General features: G+C 40.3%; 12 protein-coding genes. 6 read left to right on the top strand and 6 right to left on the bottom strand.

All coding sequences use genetic code 11. The features are described from left to right. Positions 1 to 357: 357 nt before the first annotated feature. On the top strand, positions 358 to 1656 hold the full coding sequence (locus V7K44_RS22365) for a cation:proton antiporter (RefSeq protein ID WP_334934458.1): 1299 nt from the start codon (positions 358 to 360) through the stop codon (positions 1654 to 1656). A 138-nt stretch (positions 1657 to 1794) separates the two neighbouring features. On the opposite strand, the gene V7K44_RS22360 is transcribed toward V7K44_RS22365, so the two are convergent. The 5 genes from V7K44_RS22360 to V7K44_RS22340 all read right to left on the bottom strand — a co-directional run bounded on the left by V7K44_RS22360 (position 1795) and on the right by V7K44_RS22340 (position 7462). Next, complete coding sequence (locus V7K44_RS22360) at positions 1795 to 2184, bottom strand: hypothetical protein (RefSeq protein ID WP_334837082.1); 390 nt, start codon at positions 2182 to 2184, stop codon at positions 1795 to 1797. A 480-nt stretch (positions 2185 to 2664) separates the two neighbouring features. After that, the gene (locus V7K44_RS22355; protein ID WP_334934456.1) at positions 2665 to 3783 is read right to left on the bottom strand and encodes a saccharopine dehydrogenase family protein; all 1119 of its coding nucleotides are present in this window, start codon (positions 3781 to 3783) and stop codon (positions 2665 to 2667) included. A 202-nt stretch (positions 3784 to 3985) separates the two neighbouring features. Next, positions 3986 to 5500, bottom strand: coding sequence for a C-3',4' desaturase CrtD (gene crtD / locus V7K44_RS22350; protein ID WP_334934454.1), 1515 nt, complete (start codon positions 5498 to 5500; stop codon positions 3986 to 3988). Between the two features lie 91 nt (positions 5501 to 5591). Then, positions 5592 to 5765 carry a hypothetical protein gene (locus V7K44_RS22345; RefSeq protein WP_334934452.1) on the bottom strand — a complete coding sequence of 58 codons (174 nt, stop codon included), beginning with the start codon at positions 5763 to 5765 and terminating at the stop codon, positions 5592 to 5594. Positions 5766 to 6142: 377 nt separating this feature from the next. After that, a complete protein-coding gene (locus V7K44_RS22340; protein ID WP_334934450.1) occupies positions 6143 to 7462 on the bottom strand; it encodes a dihydroorotase in 1320 nt (439 codons plus the stop codon). Positions 7463 to 7889: 427 nt separating this feature from the next. Between V7K44_RS22340 and lepB the strand changes: the two genes are divergently transcribed. The 5 genes from lepB (at position 7890) to V7K44_RS22315 (ending at position 17241) form a co-directional block, all read left to right on the top strand. Then, the gene (gene lepB, locus V7K44_RS22335) at positions 7890 to 8531 is read left to right on the top strand and encodes a signal peptidase I (protein ID WP_292781439.1); all 642 of its coding nucleotides are present in this window, start codon (positions 7890 to 7892) and stop codon (positions 8529 to 8531) included. A gap of 165 nt (positions 8532 to 8696) precedes the next feature. Then, complete coding sequence (locus V7K44_RS22330) at positions 8697 to 9482, top strand: MOSC domain-containing protein (RefSeq protein ID WP_334934445.1); 786 nt, start codon at positions 8697 to 8699, stop codon at positions 9480 to 9482. A gap of 634 nt (positions 9483 to 10116) precedes the next feature. Continuing rightward, entirely contained in the window at positions 10117 to 13761 is a 3645-nt protein-coding gene (locus V7K44_RS22325) for an ATP-binding protein (protein WP_334934443.1), read from the top strand. Beyond that, positions 13758 to 15593, top strand: coding sequence for a GGDEF/EAL domain-containing response regulator (locus tag V7K44_RS22320; RefSeq protein WP_334934441.1), 1836 nt, complete (start codon positions 13758 to 13760; stop codon positions 15591 to 15593). The genes V7K44_RS22325 and V7K44_RS22320 overlap by 4 nt, the downstream gene beginning before the upstream one ends. 268 nt (positions 15594 to 15861) lie before the next feature. Beyond that, complete coding sequence (locus V7K44_RS22315; protein ID WP_334934439.1) at positions 15862 to 17241, top strand: hybrid sensor histidine kinase/response regulator; 1380 nt, start codon at positions 15862 to 15864, stop codon at positions 17239 to 17241. Positions 17242 to 17263: 22 nt separating this feature from the next. On the opposite strand, the gene V7K44_RS22310 is transcribed toward V7K44_RS22315, so the two are convergent. After that, a complete protein-coding gene (locus tag V7K44_RS22310) occupies positions 17264 to 17938 on the bottom strand; it encodes a response regulator transcription factor (protein WP_334934437.1) in 675 nt (224 codons plus the stop codon). Between the last annotated feature and the right edge of the window lie 26 nt (positions 17939 to 17964).

Genomic DNA, 17964 nt, shown 5'->3' with positions numbered 1-17964 from the left:
CTGTTCCACATTTAACTTGCATAATTAGCGTAGGCTTTTCGATCTATGCCACAATAGTTATATAAATTTTGGATTAGAATGTCGTTTAGCTTATAAACCATTCCTAAAAGCGTATAGGTGTGTCTTAGCTATATTCCCGTGCTACATCCGATTAGTTAAAGGACTCCTAACAAATAATCAAATCGCAATGTCTATGATGGGCAAAGCCAACGCTAAATTTATCTATTCCTTTCTTCTCCAATTTAGTGATGTCTCTAAATTCCTAATCCCAGAAAATCTGCCTATAGGTAAATTCTAATACAAAGGTATTGCAACTAAGCTTACAAAGCAACACCTTATATTTATGTAAATCGCTATATGGTAGATATCTATATTATTGACCTATTTGTAATTGGTCTACTTTTACTGATGGTAACTTTAGGGTCAGGTTGGATTAGTCGCTTACCCCTTTCTTTTGCCATCATCTACCTAGTGGTTGGTATTTTTCTAGGCCCTTATGGCTTAGGACTGATTCAATTACGTCGAGATGACGTTTTTAACACCGAACTTCTGGAGAAAATAACAGAACTTGTAGTAATTATTTCTGTATTTAGTTGCGGCTTAAGAATTGTTCGGCCTCTAAAGTTGGGGGTTTGGGATATTACGGTGCGATTGATTGTATTTTTGATGCCAATTTCAATTTTTGCTCTGGCTGTTGTGGGTAAATTGTTTTTAGGCATGAATTGGGGAGAAGCAATTTTATTAGGAGCGATTCTCGCACCGACCGATCCAGTATTAGCATCAGAAGTACAACTCACTAGTGCGAATGACCAAGATGAGTTGAGATTTGGTTTAACTTCTGAAGGTGGGTTAAATGATGCTTTAGCTTTTCCCTTCGTTTATTTTGGCATTCATGCCCTAGAAGATGACAACTGGGGTAACTGGTTTCAACAGTGGATTACAGTTGATTTAATATGGGCGATCGCATCTGGTATTGTTATGGGAATTGTTGTTGCCAAATCTATCGTTTGGATTGAAAAAAAAATTCAAAAACGCCGTCCTGCTGATGAGTTAATGGAAGATTTTATTGCTATCAGCACAATTTTAATAACTTATTCATTAACAGAAATGGTTAATGGCTATGGATTTTTGGCAGTATTTGTTGCTGGTTTAGTTGTCCAACGCAGTTACAGGAATTCTGAAAAACCGATAGAACAATTAGAATTTGTTGAGCAAGTAGAAAAACTCCTAGAAGTAGGAACAATTTTACTATTAGGTTCAATATTATTATTGAAACCAATGCTTAATTATGCTATGCAATCTGTGTTAGTGATAATTTTGTTATTTTTGATCATCAGACCTTTAGGAGTTTGGATTAGCACAATAGGTAAACGTCCTCTCGATTCACGCCGCCGAAATCTCCACCCAGGAACTCGGTGGTTATTTGGATGGTTTGGGATTCGCGGTGTTGGTTCTTTATATTATCTAGCTTATGCCTTTGGTCATGGCTTGAAAGGTGAAGCAGGCGAACAAATTGCTTGGATAACTTACACTACTATTGTTGCCTCGGTCATTGTGCATGGAATCAGTGCAACTCCATTAATGAAGTGGTATGAGCGCAATTTTGCTAACAAGAGAAAGACTACTCCTCCCACCACAATAGACGAATTTGAGTGAAAGCCATTAATTTTTGCAGCCACTTTTAGATAGTGGCGGCAGTTTAATTGTCTGAACCTTACTTCAAACCTGAGAGTTGCTTTTAGTCTTAATTCCCCTTTCGTTACAAGAAAGGGGTTTACATTAGGTCTATATTCCCTATTTACCTGTCACTTTTTCAATAACTTCTTTCGCTTTTTCGCCAAAACTTTCTGGGGGATTTTGTTTTTGTTCAGCCTTCAAATTTCTTTCGTAAGTCTTCTCTATAGTATTAAGATTTTTTGAATCTTTTATTGCTTGCTCATAAGCTTTTTCTCTGTCTTCTTCTTGAATGCCAACACCTGGATCGTATTCGTTAGCACGATTAATTTTTTCTTCAGAATTTGGTTTATACTCTGGAGGTACTAGTTTTAATTCTTCAAGAGTAGTTGCATAACTACTTTGCTGAACAAAAATGAAGGAACCTGTCAAGCTGATGAAAACCATCAAGCCTACAACCAAAAAGCTTGAACGTAATGCTTGTTTTAAACTTAATAGAATTTTTTGCATGAAAAAAATCTCCTAATCTTTGGTAATGAGCTTTTTTAGAATGAGCTTTTTTAGGTAGAAGATAGGTTAAATATCTTAGGCTCACAGGCATCCTAAGTGTTTAGGTACAGTTCTTTCTTCTATCTCAAGGTATATTAATTTTTAGCTAGGGTAATCTTATTCACAACATTTTTCAGCAGGGCAATGCTATGAAAAGACTTCAGCAGTTGTTGAATAGTTTTTAGAGTTATTTAATTAAAGTTAATAATATCGTGAGTCTTTTGCTATTTTCTAAATACCTCAAGTCCTTGTATATTAAGTCTTGGCAGGATGTCGTGATCGGAATATTAAACGACATTTCAAAACCACTACAAAACCACAAAATTAAAGGCAGAAGTTAAAACCAACTCCAACCCTAACAGCAGTTTTATACCACATCTATAGAATGTTACTATTTTGTGGTTAATCTTTTGTTACATAATTATAAATTTTACTGATGACTTACTTAGACTGAAATGACCAACTGTGATTAATTTTAATTCCTCGGCTTTGCATTACCTCTTCAAATAAATTTGTTGGTAATGCTTCTTCTACAGGAAAAACTCCTGGTTTTTTGAGTTTACCTTCTAGCAATAATTGGGCAATACTACCTGTGCCGTAACCAGAAGCCAACGCTGTATTTTCATGCACTACAGTTGAACAATAAACGGCTGTCTCACCATTTTTTTGCCCTGTAACCTCAGAACGAACTGCTACTCCAATTCCACTAAAATTATTAGTGACATCTGTCATTGAATGGCTGACATGAGACAGAAATTCAATCATGTAACGACGCTGCATTAACCACTTGGGAAAAACGTGTGCCGCAATCCAAGTTAGGTGATTATAAAAATCTGGAACAGATCCAAACTTGGTAATTACAGTTTTCACTGATGGGAATGCATGGGGTAATGTAAAGGTTTCTGGCATATCAAACCAGTAAACTCCGCTGCGTCTATAAGGAGATGGAAACTCAACTAATTCTCTTTCACTATACGGCTTGATTATTTCCCATTTTCCATCTATCCAAGCCTCAAAAGGATACTGCAACCCTAGAAAAGTTGTCCGCATCACTGTAATGCCAGCACCACCAGAACCAGAAACTAAATAACTTAAATGGATCTTTTCTGGTCGATCGAATTGTTCAACTCCCTGGCGTACCATGCTGTTAGAAATACCAGGAAAAATGCCAGTATTAATAATTGCCGTCACGCCAGCAGCAGCAGCTTTTTCATGATAATTCAGAGCTTTGCTTGTATAAGACCTGTGGTCGCTAACATCTAGATAATTAACGCCTTCAGCAATACAGGTTTCGAGAACATTAGTATCTCGATAGTGAAATGGCCCAGCACAATGAATGACTAAGTTAGAGTTTGCGATCGCATCTCGCAACTTGTCAACTTCTGCCAAGTCCAATATCAAAAACTGCACTTGTCCCCCCGAAGACAAGTTCACAGCCTTCCCAAACTCCGCAGAACGTCCAGTAATCGTAATTTTTGCTTGCGTATGGGTAGCTAGATCCTCGGCAACACTGCTACCAATCCGCCCTCTTCCTCCAAGAATTAAAACGCTGTCTGTCATTACTCAAAATTGGCAATACTAAGCTTATTTCATCAGTTTTGCGTCCTGTCTGGCATCGGTTATAAGTATGATTTATAGTATTTAATAAAATTTCTGCTCTATCTAAATAGTTGTAAACAATTTTGTAGTCAGGACTTTAGTCGTTATTTTCTAAGCACTAAAGTCTTTACTACAAACTCTTCATTACTAACTTTACAAAGTACTACATTTGCGCTTCAATTTGCCTAACTACCGTTAGCGCCGAATAACTCACCCCAGCAGTACCTTCGCCGGGATGGGTGGAGTCACCAACTAGCCACAAATTCTGAATTGGTGTCCGATTGGCGAACCCAAAGGGGCCAAAAGTGGGAATCCTTTGACCAATACCGCCAACTATACCGCGATCGCGGGCTGTGAAATGGGCAAAGGTGCGGGGTGTTGCCGCTTCTTGATGAATAATCGTTTCTGGTTTGAGATAAAAGTATTGGGCAAGACGAGCGATCGCTTCTTTGGTAAACTTTTCTTTTAGTCCTTCATAATCTTCAGTCTGCCACCACTGTGCAGGATCGACAAATGATGAAGCAATAATTGTCGCTTTCCCCTCTGGTGCGCGACCGTCTTCAGGATGACTAACGGAAACAAATAGGGAATTATTTTCGCCAATTGGACCATTGACATCGTACAGAAATTGGAGGTGCGGAGGACATCCAGGCGGAATCGCGCTGGCATCTACACCCAAATAAACCACAAACGCGCCCGATGCTTGGGGTAGTTTTTCCACCCGATTTTTATAACCAGATGGCGCTTGTTCTCCCAACAACTGCACCAAATTTTGCACGGTGACGTTGCTAACTATGTGTTCGGCTGCTTCTGTCCAAACTTTACCAGTTTTTTGATTTCTAATGACAACAGCACTGGCTTTACCATTTTCTACTTTGATTTCTTCTACAGTGTGGCGCATCAATAGTTTGCCGCCATCTCTCTCTAAGGATTGTACCAAGCGATCGCTTAATACTTGCATACTTCCCTGGAGATGAAACAATCCTTGGGGTAGTTGGGATACACTCAACGCTGTGGCTGCATAAAGTAATGCTGTTTCGTCTGCATCTACCTGGGAGTATAGCTTCAGTTGCAAATCCAAAAAAGTTCTCAGTCGTCGGTCATTTCCCAATCCACATAACCGTAAAGCATCTCCTACCGTAAACAAGGTGAAGGGTACGGTAATTAATGTACTCGGACGCACCGCCTGAGTTAACTGCCACAAATCCCATAAATTACGCGGCGGTAGTACCGGGTCGCGTCCTTGAAATTCCCAACTAGCATCAAATAAAGTTGCCATCAACTGCCAAAATGGTTCGCTACCAGGAAACTGTTTTTGTCGTTCCTCTTGCCATTTCTCTTGGTCGCGCCAAACGTTGATGGGTGTGGTTTCCCCAGGTAAATACACCGCACAAGCCGGGTCGCAAGGCGTTGCTTGTGGCAAATCTATTGACAATTCTGAGAAAATCCGGTGGTGAATTCCCCCTGGTTCTAATCCTGCAACCTGAGTTGCTCCGACATCAAAGGTAAATCCTTGGCGTTTAAAGGTCGAAGCACAGCCTCCTGGAACGAGGGCTTGATCCAAAATTAAGACAGTGTAACCTCTATGAGCTAATAATGCTCCAGCAGTCAGTCCACCTATTCCTGCACCAATAACAGCGACATGAGAGTTACTTTTGTCAAGAGAAATGCTGGACATTGATTAGTTTGTTTAAAATTCTTAATACTTTTACTTATAATTTTACCTTAATCTCAAAGTTAAATAGAGACCTAATCCCCCAACCCCTTCCCTACAAACCCAAAAAATTTGAAATTAACGGCAATAGATTGCTGCATTGTTCAACCAACTTTGTAGCACTGGGTAAATTAGAAATTGTCCCTTTTAAAATCTTTATAGCCGTTTTCGCCGCTTTTTGCATCGCCCCTTCTTGAGGACTTTTCCCGGCTTCAGCTAAAGCTTTCACTTGTTATAAAGGACTTCCAAAGAATAAATCATTCCAAGAAAAACAAGAGACAGGATTTTTTAAGAAAAACTGCTCAGAAGATTCTCAATCGTTTCATTGCTAAACTAATCGGTTCAGTTTAGCTGCTTAGGGAATTCGCCAACGGTATCAGAGACGCGATGAATCGCTGTCAAGACAATAGTCAATCTTTCGTCTTGACGGCGATTTATCGCGTCTTTGTGATGATTTAATTGGAAACACTTAGAAATACAGCAAATTTCTACGTTGTGAGCTACAGAAATACCCCACCTGCATAATCTGGCATGAAGGTTGGGGAGGAATATATCTTATGTAGTTGCTGTAAATTCAGGGTTTTAGTAAGGTTAAATAAATATTTGCTACAAGAAAGTTAAAGCTTGACCCCGCACTTGCGTATTTACCTGGCCTTTGTCATAAACTATTTCACCGCCGACAATGGTGGTTTTAGCCCAGCCAGTCAGGTTCCAGCCTTCAAAGGGACTCCAATGGCATTTGGTTAAAAGTTCCTCGCGCCGGACTGGGCGGTATGTGTTTAAATCTACAAGCACCAAATCGGCATCGTAACCAGGTGCGATCGCTCCCTTATTCGGAATACCATAAGCCACAGCTACAGCTTTAGACATCCAGTTTACAACTTGAGCCACAGTACACTTGCCCTCCATTGCCGCAGTTAACATCAAAGCCAGGGAAGTTTCCACCCCAGGCATTCCTGAAGGGCTATTGGGATATTCTTGAGCTTTTTCTTCTAAGGTGTGCGGCGCGTGATCTGTAGCGATGAAATCAATCACGCCATCGCGCAAAGCTTGCCAAAGAACTTCGTTATCGTGGGGCGATCGCAAAGGTGGATTCATCTGTGCTAAAGTGCCAATTGTTTCATAGGCACTCGTATTTAACAACAAATGCTGTGGCGTAACCTCCGCTGTCACCCAACTCGGTTTCTCCTGACGTAGCAAATCTGCTTCCAGCGCTGTTGACAAATGAAGAATATGCAAACGACGTTGATATTTTTGAGAAAGTTTTAATGCTAGTTGGGTTGCCAGCAACGCCGCTCGATCGTCTTGAATTTGCGAGTGAACAGCTGGATCGTGAATGTTGGCAAATTCTTGGCGACGTTGGTTGATTCTAGCTTGGTCTTCGGCATGAACGGCAATTAAGCGATCGCCTTTGGCAAATATCGCCTCCAATGCTGTTTCACCATCAATCAACAACTGACCATGCATCGACCCCATGAAAATCTTAATTCCCGATGTTGGTTTTGCTAAAAGCAAATCTGGTAGATTCTCTGCTGTTGCTCCAATAAAAAAGCCATAATTAACTAAGGATTTGTGTGAGGCCCGTTCTAGCTTGTCGTCTAAAGCCTGTTGTGTGGTAGTTAGGGGGCGCGTATTGGGCATTTCTAAAAAAGAAGTGACTCCCCCTTTAGCACAGGCACAACTGGCGGTGAATAAATCTTCCTTGTGTTCTAATCCAGGTTCCCGGAAATGCACCTGCGGATCGATAACTCCTGGCAACAAAGTTAAGCCTTCTGCGTCAATTTCAGTGACTAGTGCTGTTTGGGAGATTTCTGGCGCAACTTCGACGATTTGGCGATCGCGCGTCAACACATCCCCAACCATCAGTTCACCATCGGGTAAGATTATGCGAGCGCGGCGAATGAGTAACATTTTTGGTGATGACATAGAGATAACCAAGTTTAGACAGGGAGCTATGTATTACAGAGAACCATGCTTTTAGGTTAAACTTATTCGCGATCGGAGTAACCAATTTTTTTGCCGCGCCTTAAAAAAAAGTTTATTTTTAACAACAGAGGCAGCAGGAGTTTAAGTCCCCCACAAAATCTCCGATTTGGTGGACTGCAATTAAATAGGGTTGAACGCGAGAGCGTCTTATATAGAAGCCTTATCTAAATTCAAACCTCCTACCCCCTGCCTGGTTGTTGAGCGTAGTCGAAACACTGCCCCCTGCCTCCTTCCCAATCTACAATCTAAAATTGGTAGTCAAGATGCAAACATAACTAGGAAATTAAAATTTTCCCGTTAAGATTAACAGATAAAGTCTCACTAGGTGAGTTAATTACCTACATCTTTCGTTAAGTTAAGTAATTTCATGCATAATCAAGTGTCTGATAACAACTCTAGTCAACAACCCGATAATTCTTGGATCGCAGAGCTAGGTAGAACAATTGTATTGAGCATTGTTCTAGCTCTGGGAATTCGTACATTTGTTGCTGAAGCACGCTGGATTCCTTCTGGCTCAATGGAACCAACTCTGCATGGTACGCCAAACCAGTGGGAGGCAGACAAAATTATTGTCGATAAGTTGAAGTATAAATTTGCCGATCCGCAGCGGGGAGACATAGTAGTATTTTCACCGACGAAAGAGCTGCAAAAAGAACAATATCAAGATGCTTTTATTAAACGTATAATTGCCTTACCTGGAGAAAAAATACAACTTAAGGATGGCAAAGTCTATATCAACGACAAACCTCTCCCAGAAGCCAATTACCTGAGTTCTGGGCAGACTACAGTTATTGATGTTTGCCAATCAGGACCACAGCCACCTTTTTTGGCCAAACCCCAGACTATACCAGCCGATTCATATTTAGTACTGGGTGATAATCGTAACAGTAGTTATGATAGCCGCTGCTGGGGTGTTGTCCCTCGCCAGAATATTATTGGACGGGCTGTAGTTCGCTTCTGGCCTTTAAATCATGTTGGCGGAATCGATAAATCGCCAGTATATCCATAATTAACAAACAATATTGCTCAAATAGCTCATTAACAAAAGAATTTTAGATTTTAGATTGGGGACTACTAAATCACCAATCTAAAATCCAAAATCCATCTTGAGAAGCTCAGTTCGCTCTTTGCGAGATACTGTAACTTTTCACCAAATCTCAAACTAAATATTCCTATGACGCCTTACCTAGCTAAGATTTTACTGTATCCAGTTAAATCCCTGGATGGTGTTGAAGTTGAGAACGCTAGAGTTCTTGCCAGTGGGGCACTACAGTATGACCGCGAGTTTGCCATTTTTGACGAACAAGGTAGATTTGTCAATGGCAAGCGTCATGCTAAAATCCATTTAATAAGGGCACAATTTGCACTCTTAAATAGAACTATCTCCTTGCAAATCCCCGATCGCAACTTACAACAAATTTTTCATCTGGATGAGGAACGGCAAGTATTAGAAGCAGCTTTGAGTGATTATTTTGAGTTTGCTGTCACATTGGGACAAAACTCTTTGATGGGTTTTCCTGACGATACACACTCACTTGGCCCAACGGTAATTAGTACGGCCACATTGGCAGAGGTAGCTTCTTGGTTTCCTGGTTTAAGTGTAGATGAAATGCGCCGTCGGATGCGTGCCAACATCGAGATTGCTGGTGTACCAGCATTTTGGGAAGATCGGCTATTTAGCGAACAAGGTGATTTAGTCTCTTTTCGAGTGGGAGATGTAGATTTTTTTGGGGTTAATCCATGTCAGCGTTGTATAGTCCCAACACGCAATTCTTATTTAGGGGAAGCTTACCCAAACTTTCAAAAAATCTTTACAACCCAGCGACAAGCAACTTTGCCAAATTGGGTTGCTTCATCGCCTTTTAATCACTTTTATCGATTGAGTATAAATACTCAATTACCCCCATCATCAGCCGGAAAAATTTTACAAATCGGTGATGAATTTGACATAAATGTATAACAAAGTTAACTTTTTGTAAAAATAGAAAATACAAAGTAAATTTTCTTGGATTTTTTTTATTTATGCTGTGTATTTGCATAACAATTCTAAAATTGCTGTAATTAAATATAAGTTCTTGTACAAGTCCAGAGGTTTCCAGACCAGAAAATCAACACATCAGCAATTAAAAATTAAATTTAGGATTGGGTGCTAATGGCAACCTGAATTTTAGAATGGCATACTGGAGCTTATTGGTTAAATTTCAGTTCATCTGAGAAAATTTGTGCAAATAAGCTGTTCCACATTTAAATTGCATAATTACGGCGGGAAAGATGCCCACCCCACAAGAGTTATATAAATTTTAGATATGCAAACTAGATGTGGTTTAGCTTGTTGCCAGATAAAACTGAGCAAATTCAAGTGCTATGGCGTACCCACGTAGTCGGTTTCTATAGTGGACTACTCCTGTATAAAGTTTGAAAATTAGGCGTTGGAGGAAGTCAGTTAGTCAAACAATTATAAGTATTTCGTATTATTTTATACTAAAAATATAAAATTTTCATAAAGAGCGATGTCTGCCGTAATTATACTTATATAGAATGTAGCTAGCACGGCAAAATGCACCTAGTAGATGCTGGGGAAGAATAAAACTACAATGTTATCCAAACTTCAGCCCGTCAAATCATTTAATCGCTTAGTTGGCAAAGTTTATGCCAAGATGCCTCTGAGATATGTTCTGATTGTGCCCTTTATCTTGCAAATTTGTGGTGCGGTGGGACTTGTGGGCTATCTTTCGTATCAAAACGGCCAAAAAGCGGTAAGGGAGCTTGCTACTCAATTAGAAAATGAAATCTGCGATCGCATTGAACAGCATCTTGATAGCTATTTAACAACTCCGAATCAAATCAATCAAATCAACTTAGATGCGGTTGAGCTAGGTTTGCTAAACCTTTCGGACTTTCAAACCACCGGCAATTACTTTTGGAAACAAATGCAGGTTTTCAATGTTGGCTACAACAGCTTTGCCAATCCCAAAGGTGAATTTATCGGTGTTGAACGTCTAGATAATGGCCAGCTCTTAATTAATGAAGTTAGCGAAAAGCGCGGTATAGGAAAACTCTATGTTTATCCTACAGACAACCAAGGAAATCGCCGCCATTTACAGGAAGTCAAAAATTACGATCCTCGCTCAGAAGCTTGGTATACAGATCCAGTCAAGAGAGGCAAACGAGTTTGGAGTCAAATTTATCAATGGGAAGATAAACCAGAAATTTTATCCATATCTTCCAGCTATCCTGTTTACGATAAAAATCGCAAATTCGTTGGGGTGATTAGTGTTGATTTGCTTTTGTCACAAATCGGCAAGTTTTTAGCTAAGTTAAAAATCCAAGAGTCGGGTAAAACTTTTATTTTAGAGCGTTCTGGGTATATAGTGGCTTCTTCTACTAGCGAGCCACCATATAGAATCGTTAATGGTAAAGGAAAACGTCGATCGGCATTAAATAGTCAAAATTCTTTAATTAAACTCACAACACAGTCTTTGATCGAACGCTTTGGCAGTCTTAAGTTTGTTGTAGGGAAGCAACAGCTAAGTTTTACCGCCGATGGAATGCGTTATTTTGTACAGGTAAAAAGCTGGAAGGACGAACTGGGTTTAGATTGGCTAATTGTGGCGGTGATTCCCGAAGGCGAATTTATGGAGCAAATTAATGCCAACACCCGCATCACGATTTTGCTGTGCATAGTTGCTTTTTTAGTGGCTACAAGAATTGGGATTTTGACTGCTCGTTGGGTAATTAAGCCGATTTTACAATTAAACAGATCGGCGAAGAAAATTGCTCAAGGTGAATGGGAGGAAACACCAGATATTCAGCGTTCCGATGAACTGGGGGAACTAGCCAAATCATTTGAAACTATGGCAAAGCAACTCCAAGCATCCTTTAGTGCTTTAGAAGCAAAGAATGCCCAGATGCAAGTTTTAAATGACGCGCTATCTCATAATCAGAGTCAGCTAACTCAATTTTTAGAAGCCATACCGGTCGGTGTATTTATTATCGATGCTGAAGGTGAACCTTATTATACAAATCAGATTGGGCAGCAAATTCTCGGTCAAGGAGCGATGTCTAACGACAAGCCGCTAGGCGTCTACGCAGAAGTTAAAGTCAAAGAATTGTCAGAGATATATCAAGCTTACCTTGCCGACACAAATCAACTTTACCCCAGCGATCGCTTACCGATTTTGAGAGCATTGCTTGGGGAAAGCACCAGGGTTGATGATATGGAAATTCGCTATTGTGGCAATATTACTTGCATTGAGGTTTTAGGAAAGCCAATTTATGATGAATCAGGGTATGTGGCTTTTGCGATCGCCACATTTTTTGATATCACCCAACGCAAACAAACAGAAAAGTTATTAGCAGAATACAATCGCACCTTAGAGGCTCAAGTAAAAAAACGTACTGAAGAATTCCAGCAAGTTATCGAGCAACTGCAAACTACCCAAGAAGAACTGATTCAATCGCAAAAAATCGCTGCACAGGAACAACAAGCAGCCATTCGGGAAGCGGCGCGAAGTGCTGCCGCCAATCTCGCCAAAAGCGAATTCCTTGCTAACATGAGCCACGAACTGCGTACCCCACTCAATGCCATTCTTGGTTTTACCCAAGTTATGAGTCGAGATTATTCGCTATCTAGCGAACATCAAGAAAACTTGGCAATAATTAATCGTGCCGGCGAACATCTACTCAAACTAATTAACGACATTCTCGAAATGTCTAAAATCGAAGCTGGCAAAATCACATTAAATTGCAGCAGCTTTGACTTAATTCATTTGTTGAAGAACTTAGAAGAGATGTTGCACTTGCGTGCTGCATCTAAAAATTTAGAATTATTGTTTGAGTATGCGCCAGATATTCCTAAATACATAGAAACGGACGAAAATAAACTGTGTCAAGTATTGCTCAACCTCTTGGGAAATGCTATCAAATTTACCGATAAAGGAAGGGTGACGCTACGGGTGAGAATGGGGGTAGGGGAGCAGGGGAGCGGGGGAGCAGGGGAGCAGGGGGAGCAGGGGGAGCAAAATCTTTCTTATCCTTCTCTTCTGTTCTTCGAGGTACAAGATAGTGGCTGTGGTATTGCCCCACAAGAACTTGAATTGCTGTTTGAGGCTTTTGAACAAACCGAAATCGGCAGAAAATTCCAACAAGGGACGGGATTGGGTTTAGCGATTAGCCGTAAATACGTGCAACTTATGGGAGGAGATATTACTGTCAGCACTACGCCTGGTGTCGGTAGTACATTTGCCTTTGATGTTCAGATTGCTCTAACTTGCCCCAGAGAAATCCCGATCAACCAAATTAAATCACAAATTAGAGCTTTAGCACCTAGTGAAAAAGTATACCGCATCCTAGTAGTTGACGATTCCAAAGAAAGCCGTATATTGCTAGTTAAAATTCTCACATCTTTAGGCTTTGAAGTTAATGAAGCTACAGATGGTAGTGAAGCGATCGCTAGTTGGGAATCTTGGCAACCACACTTGATTTTTATGGATATGCGAATGCCAGTCATGGACGGTTACGAAGCCACAAGAATTATTAAAGCTAGAGAAATCGGGCATGGGACAGCCAATACGTCGCGGAGGTTCCCAAAATTGAAACAACTAGTGTCATCGGGGAGCCAGTACCTTGCAGGAGAATTAACCGATTCAGTCGAGGGTGAGGTTCTGAAAGTTGTACGCAAAGAGTCTTCTGCACCAGAAACAACTGGTGTTATGGAAAATGATGCTTCTGGTGCGTCCACTTGGCGATCGCGGATACCAAAAGCCTTGGCTCCCCCTTACGACTTCTCTAGAACAACGCCAGATCCCTCCAATACAAATACAATCATTATTGCCCTAACTGCTAGCGCCTTTGAAGAAGAACGCCAGAAAATTTTGTCCATTGGCTGTGATGATTTTATTCGCAAGCCATTCAAACAGGAAGTATTATTGGAAAAACTGAGCAAACATCTGGGTTTAAAATATACCAATCAAGTAGAAACCACAAACACGGTAGTTGTCGATCAAGGTACACAGATTTTTGTAAGTGTTGCTGAACTCCTGGGCCATTTATCACAAATGTCACCTGAGTGGCTCCAACAGATTCACTATGCCGCAGCCAGCTGTAGCGACGAACTGATTTTAGAGTTACTCAAGCAAATTCCATCAGATAATGCTCAAGTTTTCCAAGTTCTCAGGGATTTAGCAAATAACTATCAGTTTGAGAAAATCATGGAATTGACTACAACAAACTTAGAATGAATTACGAGCATTTAGACCCTAATAAAAAAGATATTTTGATCGTTGATGATATGGCGGATAACCTCCGGGTTTTATCCTCCATATTGACAAGGGAAGGGTATAACGTTCGTAAAGCTTTGAACTGGCAAATGGCACTGACAGCAACTCAAACATTATTACCTGATTTGATTCTACTTGATATCATGATGCCAGAAGTAGATGGCTATGAAATTTGCCAGACCTTTAAAGCTTGGGAGCTAACAGCCGATATCCCAGTAATTTTCATTAGCGCTTTAGATGATGTTTTTGACAAAGTTAAAGCTTTTAAAGTCGGTGGTGTAGACTATATCACCAAACCTTTTGAGTTTCAAGAAGTTTTAGTGCGCGTGCAAAATCAACTAGCATTGAGATCGGCGCGATTAGAAATATTGAAACTAAATGTTGAACTGGAACACCGGGTAAAACAGCGGACTGGAGAGCTAGAAAAAACTCTCCAAAAACTCCAACAAGAAATCGATTCCCGCCAGAAATTGCAAAGTCAACTGCTAGATATAGCACTGCATGATTCCTTGACTGGATTATCAAACCGAGTTTTATTTATTAAGCGACTAGAAAATGCTCTAAATCGGGCGAAACGAGAATCTAGTTATCAGTTTGCAGTACTTTTTTTGGACTGCGATCGCTTCAAAGTTGTCAATGATTCCCTTGGTCATCCGGTAGGAGATGAATTGCTGATAGCCATTGCTCAACGCTTACAAGCATGTATCATATCTGTTGATACTTTAGCACGATTGGGCGGGGACGAATTTGGAATTCTCTTAGAAAATATCACAGATATCAATATAGCAATCCAAGTTGCAGAAAGGATTTTGCAACAATTATCACTTGCTTTTCAACTGTCAAGATATGAAGTATTTATGAATGCCAGTATTGGCATTAGCTGGGGCAATAAAGATTACGATCGCCCAGAGTATTTGCTGCGGGATGCTGATACGGCAATGTATCGGGCTAAGGCTCAAGGAAGAGCTAACTATCACGTTTTTAATCCAGCGATGCATCAGGAAGCTATTCAGCTTTTAGAGTTAGAAAATGACCTGCGGAGGGCTGTAGAAAGGCGAGAATTCCTCGTTTACTATCAGCCAATTATTTCCCTAACTACAGGTAGAATTTCTGGATTTGAAGCCTTGGTGCGCTGGCAACATCCAATTCGTGGTTTGATTTCTCCCATAGAATTTATTCCTGTAGCCGAAGAAACAGGTTTAATTAATGCCATCAATACTTGGGTATTACAATCAGCTTGTCATCAATTAAGCATCTGGCAACATTATCCAGTGACACCAGAACCTCTAACTATGAGTGTCAATTTGAGTGCAAGGTTATTTTTACAGCCGAATTTGGTAGAACAAATTGACCGAATAATTTATGACAATAAAATAAATCCAGCATATTTAGAATTAGAAATTACCGAAAGTGTAATTATGGAAAATACCGATGCGATAAAAATAATTCTTGAACGACTAAAGCAGCGAAAAATCAAGCTAATTATGGATGACTTTGGTACAGGATATTCTTCTTTAAGTTATCTGCACAGCTTTCCTTTGAATGCACTTAAAATTGATAAATCCTTCGTCAAAAGGATGCAGGATAACAAAGAGAATATGGGGTTAGTACCAGCAATGATTGGCATTGCCAACTCAATGGGGATGAGTGCGATCGCTGAAGGTGTCGAAACACAAGAACAGTTAGCTCAATTGAGAAGTTTAAACTGTAATTTTGCTCAAGGATATTTATTTTCTAAACCCATAGAACAACGACTGGTTCTTGAGTTGCTCACCTCAGCACCTCAATGGTAGCTATCAAGTAGCACCTGGAAAAAATTTAATTGTTGATCCTTGGCTAGATAATCTGTGACTGCTAGCCACTATAATCCTTACAGCAGTTTATCGGATTGCCAAAGGTGATAACTGGCCAATAGCTTCGATAATTTGTAAAACTCTCCAGCCACGTGAGAGTTAAACTATAAATATAAGTATTTCGGTGAAATCGGTCAACAAATTTTAAGGTGATTTCAAAGAAGGATTTACTATCCTCAATAATTATACGCATAACTTTTGATCAATAATGCATTTTAATCAAACTAACCATCAGAAAAGAAATATTTTGGTGGTCGATGATACCCCAGATAATTTGCGGCTTTTATCGGCGATGTTGACTGCACAAGGTTTTGAAGTTCGCAAAGCCTTAAATGGTAAAATGGCACTGACTGCATGTCAAATGGTTTTGCCCGATGTGATTTTGCTGGATATCAATATGCCAGGTATGGATGGCTACCAAGTTTGTCAACAACTAAAAGCTGACGATAAAACTAGTGAAGTCCCAGTAATTTTTATTAGCGCCCTGGATGATGTTGTCGATAAGGTAAAGGCATTTGATGTTGGTGGTGTAGATTATATTGCAAAACCTTTTCATGGTGCAGAAGTGGTGTTGCGAATTGAAAATCAGATTAATTTACGCTTGCTCCAAGTTAAACTGGAAGAAAAAAACTTTTTGCTGCAACAAGCTCTTGACAACTTGAAAGCCTCTCAAGTTCAACAAATTCAGAACGAAAAGATGGTAGCACTGGGACAGTTAGTGGCTGGGCTGGCTCATGAGATTAATAACCCGATCAGTTTTATTTATGGAAATCTCCAATATGCTGGTCAATATGTGGAAGACCTAGTAAATATAATTGAGGTCTATCAGCAAGAATATCCCAAACCCACACTAAAAGTTCAGCAAATAGCCAAAGATGTAGACTTGAATTTTATCATTCAGGATCTACAAAATTTGATAGGTGCAATGTATAGAGGCTCCGATCGCATTCGGGAAATTGTACTGGCGCTACAACATTTTTCTCGGCATGATGAAGCAGAGATGAAACGGGTAAATATCCATGAAGACATCGAAAATACTTTAGTGATGTTACAACATCGGCTCAGGGAAGCAGCCGATCGCCCGGCAATTGTTGTAGTGAAAGATTATGGTAACTTACCCCTAGTCACTTGTTATGCGAGTGAACTAAATCAAGTATTTATGCATTTGTTGAATAATGCTATTGATGCAATAGAAGAGGGAGTGGGGAGTGCCGAACTTGGGCCCTACTCTGGGGATCGGGAGCAATGGGGAGTGACGAATCAATCTTCTACTTCCTACTCCCTACTCCCTACTCCCCAAATTCGGATTCACACAGAGGTGACAGACTTGAATCTAGTCAAAATTGCGATCGCTGATAATGGTCTTGGTATTGAAGAGTCGTTGCGATCGCGTTTATTTGACCCATTTTTTACCACGAAACCTGTGGGTAAAGGTAGTGGGCTAGGATTATCTATTAGTTATCAGATTATCGTCCAAAAACACCGAGGAAATATAAGCTGTAACTCATCTGTGGGCAAAGGAGCAGAGTTTGCGATCGAAATTCCTATAGAGCAATCTGATATCTCATCGCAATTTTCAAAATCTTAAAAGAATTTCTTTCCCGATAAATCTAATTTATCAACAATTCTGGTGCTACCAATCCTTTTTGGATAGCTAAGACTGCGGCTTGAGTGCGATCGCGTACTTCTAGTTTCTGTAAAATAGCATGGACATGAACCCGTACTGTACCAGGGGCAATGTAGAGAATTTCAGCAATTTCTTGATTGCTTTTGCCAGCTGCTACCAGTGCCAAAATTTCTTGCTCCCGCTTCGTTAAAGGATTTTCTAAAGATTCCTCAGTTTTTGCAGACTGCACTGCCATCGAATTGCCTTCAAAAGCGGCTCTAATTTCACTTGTTGCCGTTTGATCCCACCAAGAAGCGCCCGCAGCAACCGATCGCACTGCCAATATCAAAGACTCAGCCGGAATACCCTTAAGACAGTAACCTTGCGCTCCGGCGGCAATTAACCGCGAAATCAGGGGTTTTTCAGAACGAGATGTTAAAACCAGAACTGGTAAATTTGGGTGCTTCTGCTTGATTTGGCGACAAGCCTCAATCCCGCCAATACCCGGTAAACCTATATCCAGCAAGACCAAATCCAGAGGATATTGATTTGCCAATTCTACAGCTTGTTCCCCATCTTCCGCTTCTGCAACAATCTCCAAACTGGTTTCTTGTTGCAACCGCATCCGCAAACCAAGCCGAAATAATTCATCATCTTCAACTAATAAGATTTTTGTCATTAGTCATTGGTCATTAGTCATTGGTC

The sequence above is a fragment of the Nostoc sp. genome, assembly GCF_036917235.1.
Lineage (GTDB): Bacteria > Cyanobacteriota > Cyanobacteriia > Cyanobacteriales > Nostocaceae > Nostoc.
The sequence above is the reverse complement of the archived record's forward strand: the minus strand, read 5'-3'. Positions and strand labels throughout refer to the sequence as shown.

Bases quoted from the DNA above. Each gene is read 5' to 3' on its own strand.
- V7K44_RS22365 (WP_334934458.1), top strand. From the start codon at position 358: ATGGTAGATATCTATATTATTGACCTATTTGTAATTGGTCTACTTTTA.
- V7K44_RS22360 (WP_334837082.1), bottom strand. From the start codon at position 2,184: ATGCAAAAAATTCTATTAAGTTTAAAACAAGCATTACGTTCAAGCTTT.
- V7K44_RS22355 (WP_334934456.1), bottom strand. From the start codon at position 3,783: ATGACAGACAGCGTTTTAATTCTTGGAGGAAGAGGGCGGATTGGTAGC.
- crtD (WP_334934454.1), bottom strand. From the start codon at position 5,500: ATGTCCAGCATTTCTCTTGACAAAAGTAACTCTCATGTCGCTGTTATT.
- V7K44_RS22340 (WP_334934450.1), bottom strand. From the start codon at position 7,462: ATGTCATCACCAAAAATGTTACTCATTCGCCGCGCTCGCATAATCTTA.
- lepB (WP_292781439.1), top strand. From the start codon at position 7,890: ATGCATAATCAAGTGTCTGATAACAACTCTAGTCAACAACCCGATAAT.
- V7K44_RS22330 (WP_334934445.1), top strand. From the start codon at position 8,697: ATGACGCCTTACCTAGCTAAGATTTTACTGTATCCAGTTAAATCCCTG.
- V7K44_RS22325 (WP_334934443.1), top strand. From the start codon at position 10,117: ATGTTATCCAAACTTCAGCCCGTCAAATCATTTAATCGCTTAGTTGGC.
- V7K44_RS22320 (WP_334934441.1), top strand. From the start codon at position 13,758: ATGAATTACGAGCATTTAGACCCTAATAAAAAAGATATTTTGATCGTT.
- V7K44_RS22315 (WP_334934439.1), top strand. From the start codon at position 15,862: ATGCATTTTAATCAAACTAACCATCAGAAAAGAAATATTTTGGTGGTC.
- V7K44_RS22310 (WP_334934437.1), bottom strand. From the start codon at position 17,938: ATGACAAAAATCTTATTAGTTGAAGATGATGAATTATTTCGGCTTGGT.